This is a genomic window from Sulfobacillus harzensis (assembly GCF_012933365.1).
GTDB classification, from domain to species: Bacteria; Bacillota; Sulfobacillia; order Sulfobacillales; family Sulfobacillaceae; genus Sulfobacillus_B; species Sulfobacillus_B harzensis.
The window spans coordinates 1-10,197 of the sequence record NZ_JABBVZ010000115.1; the positions used below are offsets into that span (position 1 = coordinate 1).

Annotated in this window: 14 protein-coding genes; 13 read left to right on the top strand and 1 reads right to left on the bottom strand. The window is 60.1% G+C overall.

The window, feature by feature from the left end; all coding sequences use genetic code 11:
- Nucleotides 1–311 precede the first annotated feature (311 nt).
- The 7 genes from HIJ39_RS19385 (at nucleotide 312) to HIJ39_RS19415 (ending at nucleotide 4,828) form a co-directional block, all read left to right on the top strand.
- Nucleotides 312–953, top strand: a complete 642-nt coding sequence (locus HIJ39_RS19385) for a hypothetical protein (protein WP_169102641.1) — start codon at nucleotides 312–314, stop codon at nucleotides 951–953.
- An 879-nt stretch (nucleotides 954–1,832) separates the two neighbouring features.
- Complete coding sequence (locus tag HIJ39_RS19390) at nucleotides 1,833–2,540, top strand: TlpA family protein disulfide reductase (RefSeq protein WP_338055252.1); 708 nt, start codon at nucleotides 1,833–1,835, stop codon at nucleotides 2,538–2,540.
- Nucleotides 2,541–2,548: 8 nt separating this feature from the next.
- Nucleotides 2,549–2,797, top strand: a complete 249-nt coding sequence (locus HIJ39_RS19395) for a hypothetical protein (protein ID WP_169102643.1) — start codon at nucleotides 2,549–2,551, stop codon at nucleotides 2,795–2,797.
- 232 nt (nucleotides 2,798–3,029) lie between these two features.
- Nucleotides 3,030–3,239 (top strand): hypothetical protein, encoded by a 210-nt coding sequence (locus HIJ39_RS19400; protein ID WP_169102645.1) that lies wholly within the window; start codon nucleotides 3,030–3,032, stop codon nucleotides 3,237–3,239.
- A 176-nt stretch (nucleotides 3,240–3,415) separates the two neighbouring features.
- On the top strand, nucleotides 3,416–3,922 hold the full coding sequence (locus HIJ39_RS19405; RefSeq protein WP_169102647.1) for a hypothetical protein: 507 nt from the start codon (nucleotides 3,416–3,418) through the stop codon (nucleotides 3,920–3,922).
- Between the two features lie 28 nt (nucleotides 3,923–3,950).
- Nucleotides 3,951–4,484 (top strand): hypothetical protein, encoded by a 534-nt coding sequence (locus HIJ39_RS19410; protein ID WP_169102649.1) that lies wholly within the window; start codon nucleotides 3,951–3,953, stop codon nucleotides 4,482–4,484.
- A 74-nt stretch (nucleotides 4,485–4,558) separates the two neighbouring features.
- Nucleotides 4,559–4,828 carry a hypothetical protein gene (locus HIJ39_RS19415; protein WP_169102651.1) on the top strand — a complete coding sequence of 90 codons (270 nt, stop codon included), beginning with the start codon at nucleotides 4,559–4,561 and terminating at the stop codon, nucleotides 4,826–4,828.
- Here HIJ39_RS19415 and HIJ39_RS19420 read toward each other — a convergent pair.
- Nucleotides 4,801–5,421, bottom strand: coding sequence for a hypothetical protein (locus HIJ39_RS19420; RefSeq protein WP_169102653.1), 621 nt, complete (start codon nucleotides 5,419–5,421; stop codon nucleotides 4,801–4,803). The genes HIJ39_RS19415 and HIJ39_RS19420 overlap by 28 nt on opposite strands.
- 71 nt (nucleotides 5,422–5,492) lie before the next feature.
- Between HIJ39_RS19420 and HIJ39_RS19425 the strand changes: the two genes are divergently transcribed.
- From HIJ39_RS19425 to HIJ39_RS19450, 6 genes are all read left to right on the top strand, one after another.
- Nucleotides 5,493–5,705 carry a hypothetical protein gene (locus HIJ39_RS19425; protein ID WP_169102655.1) on the top strand — a complete coding sequence of 71 codons (213 nt, stop codon included), beginning with the start codon at nucleotides 5,493–5,495 and terminating at the stop codon, nucleotides 5,703–5,705.
- Between the two features lie 210 nt (nucleotides 5,706–5,915).
- On the top strand, nucleotides 5,916–7,037 hold the full coding sequence (locus HIJ39_RS19430; protein WP_169102657.1) for a cell wall-binding repeat-containing protein: 1,122 nt from the start codon (nucleotides 5,916–5,918) through the stop codon (nucleotides 7,035–7,037).
- Nucleotides 7,038–7,127: 90 nt separating this feature from the next.
- Nucleotides 7,128–8,873 carry a hypothetical protein gene (locus HIJ39_RS19435; RefSeq protein ID WP_169102659.1) on the top strand — a complete coding sequence of 582 codons (1,746 nt, stop codon included), beginning with the start codon at nucleotides 7,128–7,130 and terminating at the stop codon, nucleotides 8,871–8,873.
- A 68-nt stretch (nucleotides 8,874–8,941) separates the two neighbouring features.
- Nucleotides 8,942–9,259 carry a DUF5615 family PIN-like protein gene (locus HIJ39_RS19440; protein ID WP_169102660.1) on the top strand — a complete coding sequence of 106 codons (318 nt, stop codon included), beginning with the start codon at nucleotides 8,942–8,944 and terminating at the stop codon, nucleotides 9,257–9,259.
- Between the two features lie 20 nt (nucleotides 9,260–9,279).
- Nucleotides 9,280–9,591 carry a DUF433 domain-containing protein gene (locus HIJ39_RS19445; protein WP_169102662.1) on the top strand — a complete coding sequence of 104 codons (312 nt, stop codon included), beginning with the start codon at nucleotides 9,280–9,282 and terminating at the stop codon, nucleotides 9,589–9,591.
- A gap of 106 nt (nucleotides 9,592–9,697) precedes the next feature.
- Nucleotides 9,698–10,066 carry a hypothetical protein gene (locus HIJ39_RS19450; protein WP_169102664.1) on the top strand — a complete coding sequence of 123 codons (369 nt, stop codon included), beginning with the start codon at nucleotides 9,698–9,700 and terminating at the stop codon, nucleotides 10,064–10,066.
- Nucleotides 10,067–10,197: the final 131 nt, after the last annotated feature.

A 10,197-nucleotide genomic window follows, 5' to 3' on the forward strand; every position in this document is an offset into this window, starting at 1 on the left:
TTAGTGTAGGAAAATCGCAGCGTCCAATGCGTCAAACCCGCGCGCCGTGCGGGTTCGGATTAAATGAAAAGGCTCCTGAGCGGTCTAAAGGCGCGGCCTGCAAAGCCGTTGTTCCGGGGGTCGAATCCCCATCTCGACAGCCCGTGGGATAAGTGGTAAGATAGCCTTACGGTGATCGGCACCGGTGGTTTTCTGTACCCTTTGTACCGCCAAAATCTCCGCAAAACCTGCATCGCCCCCGGTGGGGGCGGTTTTTTTGGATGGCAAACCCCTGCGTGGGGGTTGCGTGTGTTAAGAAAGGCAGGTTTCTCATGCGGCATCCCATCGGCGGTCAGTCCGTCTCTATCCCGCTGTTGCTCTTCGGCCTTGCCTTGCTGGGCATTTTTGTATGGGTTCTGATCGGGCGGACTCTATCATCCCATACGGCGCAGCCGGTCATCCAACCGCCCCGCGTGGCGCAGGGTATCCCGCCCTTGCGTCGGCCGTTCGTGACGGGCGCGGCCTTCCCGTTGCACGCATCGGTTCTGTCCGTCACGGACCGCCCGACCCGGCTGACGCGGGGGACGCAAGCAACCGTCGTCATGGCGCTGGCGCCCGGCAGCGCCCTCTGCGGCTATGAGGTGCGGTATGTGCTGCCCGTCATCGCGCAGGTGCCCGGTATAGCCATTGACTTGGTCGACGTGGAGCCGGCCAGCGGGATCGCGACGCCGGGTCCGCAAAGCCCGGCGTTTCACGGCCACAATGCCGCCGGGCATCCCGTGACGACAACCGGGATGGCGGCCGTTATGCGGCGTTACGTACAGGCCTACCATTTGGCAGGGAACCCGGCGATTCATGTCTATGTGGCCCCGGCCCAAACCCGGCAGGCGTGGCACGTTCGCCGCTTCCCCACGTGGGCCGTCGTCAATGCCCGAGCCGGGTGGAGGCGGTGCCGCCGGGGGCGGTTACCGTAGGCACGGCGCTGAAACTTTTGCGGGGGATGTCACTCCGTGAACAAACCTTAGAAACTGACAATTGACACCTTTGTTCAAAGGCTGCTAAGACAGGAACGAATAGTTCCCCGCCAACTGATGGAATAGGTTGGTCAGTATTCGGAGTAGCACCAATGCTGTGCCTATGTAAAAGGCCCACTTGATTACCGCGACGACGAGTTCATACGGGGTGTCCCGGGCAAGTCGTTCCATAACGGTAAAGATCAAATCGCATGTTCCTAAAATCGCAAACCAAATAAATTCTGTGCGTATGGAGGCTTGGATCTCGTTCAATAGTTCGTTGCCGAATTGCAAAACGGGCGAAAGGGATGACATTGATGTTTCGATTCTCCTTTTGGCGACGCGTGCATCGCATATTGAATTGGCTTGCTTTGTGGTTTCCCGCACTTTTTTCGGGTTGGGCTTTAACGCTCGCTATAAGCTTAATTGACCGGCATGAGGTGAAGTCAACTCTATGGCCATTCCTAGCATTGATCTGGGCGTTAGGGGCCTGGCCAACAATCATGCTCCAAGAAAGTTGGATCGCACAGTACATCACCACCGCTCGCCATACTGACGGTATTGATCGAGGGATGGTCATCGGTCAGGTATTCCTATCGTTGGTATGGTCAGCTGTTGTATATGGCGCTTCGGTCATGACCATTTCTCGGTAACGACTCTACGTGGGGAATTGCCCCCTCGTCGGACATTGGAACCGCCAAGCATGACCCCGAATTCTGACTGAAGCACCGCCACGCGGCAGCAGTCCGGTTCTGCACTCCGACGCTACGGCGTCGGTTTTTTCATGCGGTCTCCGTTCCTTGCAAACTATGGGCCGCGCACGATGGAGGGCGAATTATTGTGGCTATACACGTCAGCATTTCGAAAAATATTGCCGGGGTTTTGGCAGTCGTGGCGGCGGGCGGCATGGTCGCGGGCGGCTTTGGTCTCGGCGTGCTGCTGAGTCGTCCGGCGGTCAGGCCCGATCCGACACCGAGCGCAACCGTCACCCCATCGACGAGTCCGAGCCCCACGACGACGGCCCCAACGAATAGGACGTTTGCGGTCGGCACGGCCTTTCCTTTTTCCACCACCGTCGATACGTTGCAGGGTCAGCCCACGACCTTGGCGCGGGGGTCCAAAGGCACCGTCGTCATGGCGATGGCGTCCTGGTGCCTGTATTGCGCGTACGAAGACAAGTACGTGCTGCCGGTCTTGGCGAAAACCCCGGGCGTGGCGGTGGATGTGGTGGATGTCTCGCCCCAAGGCGGTATCGGTGATCCCGGACCGCAGAACCCGCCGTTTTCAGGCCATGATGGCACGGGCGGGGCACTCACGACAGCGGGCATGGAAGCGACCATGCGGCAATACGTCAAGACGTTTGGGACGCTCTCAGCCTCCACGATCCACGTGTATGTCGCACCGAGCGCCACGCAGGCGGCGTGGAATGTGCAAACCTTCCCGACGCTGGCTTTCATCGGCACGACGGGCAAAGTGGCCGTGGCCCCCGCCGGGGCGCAGACGGTGAGCCAAGCGCAGGCGGATTTGCGGCAGGCGATGAGGGGATGATATGGGCAATGAGTGGACTGATCGCAGGCGCCGCACTGGCCAGCCTGGTCATCAGCTATCAATACTGGCGGCGGGTGAAGGAACCCGCCTATCGTCTGATGGGTGCGCCGGTTATCTGGTTCCTGCTCGTGGGTACATGGGCCGTATGGACCATTGCCGTGCATCATGCCCGCAACTGGCCTGTGCTGGTGGTGGCTGTCATTGCATGTCATATTGCCATCTTCATCTTTTACGGGGCCGGTTCCTCGCTGGAGTGACGGGAATCTGATGCCACCGTCGGTAGATTTGCCCCAGGCGATGCGGCGACAGCAGTAGATGATTGTGCAAACCGTGGGCGCAGCTGGCAGCAAGCCATCCTGTGCCAAGAACGACGAGGGTACGAACAAACGGAGTCATACGGGGCAGGTCGTTGACCGCAAGAACGCTGACGAGGACGAATGCGACCGTTAGGATCAGTGTACTGAACAACGCATAGGAGGTAAATCAGGGATGCTCGGTTTGCGCATTTGGCACACATTGAACGGCTGGTGGGGAATCGCGATCCTCGTGAGCGTGTACGGGCTGATGATGTTTATGGAACTGAATCGCCATGAGCGTCCGAATCGTCTTGGCGTAATCCTGTTTTGGGGATTCGCGATCGCTGGGTTCTCTTTCGGAGGATTGGCCTTGGTCTCGTCCCCAGTGGGCCTCGGACGATAATGGGGTGTAACAGCCTTTCCGATGCGGGCATTCGTGGGAGTCCCTGTGCGAACGCCCCGGGCATCGTGGTCGTGGCGCCGGCGGGGGCGCAGACGATGAGCCAAGCGCAGAATGATCTCAAGCAGGCGCCGAGCCACTAATCGGGGGCTGCGGAGACATAGAGGAGGGGGTTTGCGGTGCTCGACCTGTCGTCCGATGACGTCTGGCGCTGGTATCGGCTGCTCCATGATGCCCAACTGCCTACGGCCGATTTGGTCGTGCAGCTTGATGCGGAATGGCGCGAACGGTTGATCATGACGTGGCTCCGTGAGTCGGCGTCGCAGTTGATCGAGCTAGGCGTCCGCCGCGTGATCGTGGTAGGGTCGGGGGGTTCTTTGCACTCATTTGCCAAACGCGGCGATGCGGCGACAGCCATCGCCGCCATCGTTGTTCATGGCTGGCAACATTTTCGAGAACCGTCGTCCAAAAGGCATTCATGCTCACAGTATAGCAAGCCCGAGGATTCGCTATGGCAGGTTTCGCCCTCGCGGGGCTGCTTTTTGCATCGCTGCTGGCCAACCTCGGACGTTGATGGGATTGGCTTGTCCCAAAGATTGCCAATTTTATGGGAGGTGATGGCGGATGACGCCGTCGGATCGCCAAAGGGATCATGGTCTCCTACTACGGTCTATACGAATCCGTGAGGTTGTCGGGATCGCTTCGGGGAGGTCGATGATGAAGCACCGCCGTCCGCCGTCTGCCGCACCGGAACCGAACGATGCCTCGCCATGGGCGCAGGTCTGGTGGGCCACCCATCAGCTCTGCCGGACGTGGTATCGCGAAGCGCAGCACCGGACCGCGCCGCCGACTCGAACAACGCTGGAACTCCAGACGTTTCAGGAAGCCCTGGCCTTTCTCCGCCGCCACTACTGGCGCTCATATTACTGGTATCACGGCGGTCCGGATATGTCCCCCGGGTGGTTCCTGTGGGCTGTGGGAATGCTGGAGGCCATGGGGCTTTGGGCGGCGACGGGGCCGCCCTGGCGTCTGCGGCCGTTGCAAGGGGTACTGCCCGCACCGCTGACAGGGCATCTGGTGTTTACGGGGGCGCTTGGCAGCTTAGTGATCGCGATGCTGATTCAGCAGGCTCGGATTACCCGGCACATTGGCCCGTTCTGGTGGACCGCCCCGCGGCGGGCGCAATGGCTCTTGCGCCGGGTATATCGTCGGTACTGTTCTGACAGCCCCTGGGAGCTGCCCGATTGAGTCCCCGGCGTCGCGCCGGGGATTTTTGTGAGCCTGTTGTTAAGACACCGAGAGAAAGCGAGGTGAGGGTTGGGATGAACTGGGCGTTTTCCGCTATGATGAGCCTTGGGGATGTTGCCTGTTTAGTGGGGCTCTGGATGCTTTGGAGTCATCGCTTTTCATGCCCATGGCGCCATGGCCCTAGTGCCGCGATGGTGGTCACTGCTCTGGGACTGACCGGAATTGTCTGGACGTTCGTCATCCATTCGCATCCCCATCCGTGGTTTTTTGCGACGTTGTGCCCGGTTACGGGAGCGATTGTGGGATGGTGGCGTTATCACCGAGACGATGATTTCATAGAGTGAATGAGCCGAATGCGACGATAGCCTTGCCCAAACCAACCAGGGTCAAGAATCAAGAAATTATGGAGAGCATGTACCAAACTTCCGGCAAGAAACCCTCTGATGAGGATCAAGACAGAGCGATGCCAGGGAGATCCGACTAGCGGGCCAAAGCTCGCCACAAGCCACGCCAAGCTATAGGATAGCGTTTGTCCGACCATCGTCGCGGCCGTCCATACAATCGACGCAGTCGAACTCAGATGAGATAGCACTTTGAATGAATACCAACGCTTGCCTGTTTCGACGATATGGCTAGCGATCCACGCCGCAGCATAGATCCCTGCCACCCCCAGAATGTTCAGTACGGCGATTCGCGGGCAGAACAGCCATAAGGCCATCGGTAGGCCACGTACCGCAGCCTCTTCGCCAACAGGGTGCCACACGTTGCGACGCATCGCCGACTTGGTGCGCTGTTTCTCGCGGTCTTGAGATAGATCAGCTTCGTATGAATCATTCGACCTCAAAATGACCCGTAATTTCACGAGGACGAGTCGCCACACAATACTGAATGCCAATCCGCTTAGAATACCGAACGCAATGAATGCCACGTCTAGCATGAGTTGACGCACCCTGTTCTCGGCTATTTTGCTTCAGGATACGTCCGTCACGAAGGGAGTACCAAGAAACTATGAGCTATTTTGAGCGGGGCCATATGCTTGTGGTATTCGGCTTGATACTCATCGGTGTGTCAATGGCAGTCATGGACTGGGCCACGACGCTGCCAACGGACACCGTGGGGTTACGGCGCGTAATCGCAAGCCTCATGATTGAGTTGTTATGGCTTGTGGCCGGAATTACTGGGGGAGTGATCGTGACCTGCGTTGTGTGGCGCTATGCCTGAACCCCCCCCCCCGGATTTATCCGTGGGGAGACTCAGTACGCCGCTGGACAGTGAGTCCAAGGTCGCTACGCATTCGTATCAGTGTTGTCGATGATCTATAATAGTAGTATTCGAGCGTTCTTCATACGGTTCCTTAATCCCCGGCTCGGGCCGGGGATTGTTTTGTGAGTGCCTGTAGCTAAGACGCAGGCAGAAAGCGAGGAATAGGTCATGACGAAATTCTTGCGCCGCGCGGTCTGGAGCGGAGCCGGGGCAGTTTTGCTGCTGAGCGCCGCCGCGTGCGGTCCGACGATTCATGCGGCCGCGCAAGTGCGCTTTCGATCCGTAATTCGCCGGGTCATGGTGCGGGCCGTCGGTCAGACGGTACAAGCGCGCGCGATCACGGCCAGGCGCGTCCTGGTTCGGTATCAGTTCCAAGCGGAGGGCGCACATCATCGCTGGCGCATCGTTCGGCCCTACCGCCCATCCGCCACCTATACGGCTCAAGCAGGCGAGACCGTTCGGGTTGCGGTCTTGACCGCCTATCAAGTGGCCCATCATCAGTGGCGCGAGGCTGTGACATCGGGTGCCATCACGGTGCCCCATGCGTCGGCACCGCCCACGGCCGCGGGTTCGCCCGTCACGACGGCCGCCGCCAACCTGGCCCTGCCGGTCTCCAAGGCGGATGCCTTCTTGTACGGACCGCCATCGACAACGGTGGTCATTGCGCCGAGCGGCACGAGCTGGGCGGATGAGTACGCGGTCTTGGCCGCCAATCCGCTGGCCTATGCGGATCATGCGCCGATTCTCTTGAGCGCGAGCCCGACGGTCTTGGGCCAGCCCGTCCTGAGCGCGATGGCGCGGCTCCATGCGACGACGGCGGTCCTGGTCGGGCCGGCCAACACCCCGGCGCTGCGGAAGGCACTGCTAGCCCGACACCTGCACGTCCAAGGCATCGGCAACGGCAACCCGGTCCAAACGGGCGCGGCCATTGCGCGCGCATTACAGAACGCCAGCGGCCAATGGCACTTTTCGACCGTATTCGTCGTGACGCCGAATTCCGCCGCCGCGGATGTGACAGCGACCAGTCCGGCGGACATCGATGAGAGTCCCATTCTCGTCAGCACGGCGCCGAACCGTCAGGGGCAGATCAGTCTGCCGACCCCCGAAGCGGCGCTGGCGGCGCAGGCCACGACGCTCTATGCCATTGGTGCGGCGGGATCAACTACGGTGACGGGGTTGCCGACGAATACGCAGGTGGTCGCCCTGGGGAACAGCGATCCACTGAACACGGCCTATCAGGTGGACTTCCACTGGTTCTTCGGCCCGTGGGACACCTATGGAATAGACTAACATCCAAACGGCCCGATTTGGCACACCGGCCGGGCGCAAGTCCTGTGGTCGGAGCCCGTTTCCTAAGCCGGGTCAAAGGAGGGGTGACCGATGAACGCATGGCGGCGGCGAGTCCGGCTCGCCGCCATCGTCGTGGGGGTCATGGTCGGGGTCTTAACGTTCGGCAGTCACGGACGCTGGGGGAGCGGTCATTGGCAATGGCAGACGAATACGGCCTATGCCTATGTGACCTGCGGTCCGGAGTGTAGCCCGACATCCGGGGGATCGACATCGAGCGAATCATCGAATACGGGATCGCCGCCCACGAGCATCAACGACAACAACAACGGCAGCAATAACACGGGCACCCCCACATCGTCCGGGGGTAGTAGTAGCGGCTCTAGCAGTTCCAATCCTTGCGCCGCCAATCCGGCCCCATCGTATTGCTACAACTCGAACTGGTCCTGCACGGGAACGGCGGGGGCGTGCATCAACGGGTGGGAAACCACAACGTACCCGGCAGGCTGCCCGGAGTCCTCCGAGACCTTTAACTGCGGCAGCAACACAACGTCCTGCCAAGGGCCGTCGATTTTTGTCAGCTGCGCCGGGAATGGGGAGGCCTATTACGAGCCGACCCGCATCAAGTCCGCGGCGTGCGGGGATGCGAATGCCAGCGGGGTTGTGCGCAACGGGGCCAACTACCTCGGGCCGGCGTCCGGCTGCGCGACATCCCGTCCGCCATCGAGTTCGACCGGCAGTACGACGACCACGACCACCACGACGACGACCGGCTACACGGCGCCCAGTCAACCGACCAGCTGCCCGGCCGGGCAAGAACTGGCCCCGGTGACGACGTATACGACTGAGAATCGGTGTACCCCGACGTATACGACCGAGACCTATACGTCTGCGGTGCAGGTGCCGGTCACGACCACCCAAGCCTATACGGCCTATCGGCAGGAGGATCAGACCTATACCTACACGGTGCAGGTGCCGCAAACCCGAACCGGGGTGCGCTATGTCAAGCAGCCCTATACGGCCTACCGGACGGTGCCGGTTACGACGAGGGTCTGGGTGAATACGAGCCACTGGGCGACAGGCAGGCGTTGGGTGAGCACGGGAGGACGGTACGACTGTTATTGGGTGAGTAGGCGGCGGGTGTGCCGCTGGGTCAGCACCGGCTATTGGCAGACGTACTCATACTGGGTCAACTCCGGCTATTGGCAGACGTACTCATATTGGGTCAATTCCGGCTACTGGTCCACACGGACGACCTACACGCGCGAAGCCTATACGGCCTACCGCACAGTACGACAGACGTACACCTATACCGTCTATGTTCCTGAGACCCGCACCGGGGTTCGGGTGGTCTCGGTGCCCTATACGGCCTACCGCACCGTGACGACCTATCAGACGGAGTACCGCACCGGGACGGAGCAGGTGCAAACGGGCGAGACCTGCCAGTCCGTGACGATCCCGGTCACCACGGATCAATGCGAGCCGGTGACCGTCACGACGACGACGCAATCCGCCGGGCCGCAGATCTTCGACCGGTGCATGCCCAAGCCGTTGCTGAGCACGTATCACGGACAGCCCGTGCATCCGCCGACCCACGACAACTGGGTGACGGCAGGCGGGGCGCCGCCGAACACGCTGCTGCCGGGGCCAGGCTGGGCCATCGATCACACGCAGTTGGAGAAAGTGATTACAACCTGCGTCGGGTCCGGGGCTAATCAGTCGTGCAGTCAGCAAGTGCAGCCCGATGGGGTCGGCTATCAGGAAGTCTACGATCCCAACGACTGTCCCTACCCGGTGGTACAGTTCTCGCCGAATCCGACCGTGAGCAGCACACTCTAGAACCTCCCGAACCCTCGATTCCGGCTCAGAGCCGGGGTCGGGGGTTTTTTGTTTGGGGAGGTGTAGTCGTGCGGTTTTTGGTCAATGCGAATTTCGGGAACGATATGGTTGAGGCAATTCGGGAGCTTGGATTCGAGGCGGAGTCGGCTTTCTCCATATTCGGTCCAAAGTATCCAGACATCGATATTCTCGACTGGGCAGCGAAGAACGACTATATTGTTGTGACCAATGATGGAGATTTTGGAACCTTGGTATACAGAGACAACATGTCCCATGTCGGCATCATCTTTATTCGGTCGCGCAACCAGAGACAAGCGATTTTACTCTTGACGCAATATCTCAAGGAAGGCCATGATGCATCTAATCAGATGATAAGGTTGCCGTAATAAGAGGAGGTGCAAGATCCATGGTTTTGGAGGAACGGGACTGGGATATCATTACAGCGGATGAAGCGGCTCGCATTCAAGAAGATCCGGCTGTGCTGATTGGCAAGCCGACCTTGCGTAATACGCGGATTTCGGTTACTCAGGTCTTGGAGCTGCTAGCCGAGTTTCGCACGATCGAGGACACCACCCATGAGCTGCAACGGATCGTTCCCACGCTAGAAGAGGCAGACGTGCAGGCAGCTGTGAGATTTGCCGCTGTCGTCTGCGACCGCCGACTGCTGGATAAGCCAGGCTGGCGGACGACGGATTGCTGGCCAGATAATTTAAGTTAAGCGATTGGTGAGCCGACGAGCCGAGCGCATCGGGTCTTCGGTCGCTTTGACCTTCTTTGACTTTGGTCGTTCCGTCCCCTACAATGTAATAAGGGGAGGGGACGCCATGGCAACCGACTTTGAAATGCCGACGCTCCGGGCCATGTGGCGCCGGTGGCGCCAGCCGCGTGGGTCCCCGCCCCCGATGCGGCGCCGCAATCTGCCGGTTGTGCCGATGGCCCACCGTGAACAATCGCACGCCGTGAGTCGTGCGGTGCGATCCGAACCGGCCACCTGGCCGGATGTTCTGCGGACGGTCCGGCAGTGGCCCTCCGGGATGCCCGTCACGTCCGATTTGATTGCCCAAGTGTTCGGTGTCGGGCGCGGCCAAGCGTGGCGGTGGCTGGAACGGCTGGAACGGGCCGGGCTGGTCGCCGTGACGGAAGACCCACCCAATGCCAAGGGGGTTCGCCGCAAGCGGCGGTGGGTACGGTAACTCGCAGGCGATCTGAGTATAATAATTAGCGATAACGCATAGTTCATCTCCCTGGGAGCGTCCTGTAGAGATGTGATTTCGGCGGACTTTGACAGTTGAGGAAAAAATCCCCCCGTTGGTACGGTTGTGGT

What these genes read in the sequence shown, in the direction of transcription:
- HIJ39_RS19385 (WP_169102641.1), top strand. Translation starts at nt 312, where the DNA reads ATGCGGCATCCCATCGGCGGTCAGTCCGTCTCTATCCCGCTGTTGCTC.
- HIJ39_RS19395 (WP_169102643.1), top strand. Translation starts at nt 2,549, where the DNA reads ATGAGTGGACTGATCGCAGGCGCCGCACTGGCCAGCCTGGTCATCAGC.
- HIJ39_RS19400 (WP_169102645.1), top strand. Translation starts at nt 3,030, where the DNA reads ATGCTCGGTTTGCGCATTTGGCACACATTGAACGGCTGGTGGGGAATC.
- HIJ39_RS19410 (WP_169102649.1), top strand. Translation starts at nt 3,951, where the DNA reads ATGATGAAGCACCGCCGTCCGCCGTCTGCCGCACCGGAACCGAACGAT.
- HIJ39_RS19415 (WP_169102651.1), top strand. Translation starts at nt 4,559, where the DNA reads ATGAACTGGGCGTTTTCCGCTATGATGAGCCTTGGGGATGTTGCCTGT.
- HIJ39_RS19420 (WP_169102653.1), bottom strand. Translation starts at nt 5,421, where the DNA reads ATGCTAGACGTGGCATTCATTGCGTTCGGTATTCTAAGCGGATTGGCA.
- HIJ39_RS19425 (WP_169102655.1), top strand. Translation starts at nt 5,493, where the DNA reads ATGAGCTATTTTGAGCGGGGCCATATGCTTGTGGTATTCGGCTTGATA.
- HIJ39_RS19430 (WP_169102657.1), top strand. Translation starts at nt 5,916, where the DNA reads ATGACGAAATTCTTGCGCCGCGCGGTCTGGAGCGGAGCCGGGGCAGTT.
- HIJ39_RS19435 (WP_169102659.1), top strand. Translation starts at nt 7,128, where the DNA reads ATGAACGCATGGCGGCGGCGAGTCCGGCTCGCCGCCATCGTCGTGGGG.
- HIJ39_RS19445 (WP_169102662.1), top strand. Translation starts at nt 9,280, where the DNA reads ATGGTTTTGGAGGAACGGGACTGGGATATCATTACAGCGGATGAAGCG.
- HIJ39_RS19450 (WP_169102664.1), top strand. Translation starts at nt 9,698, where the DNA reads ATGGCAACCGACTTTGAAATGCCGACGCTCCGGGCCATGTGGCGCCGG.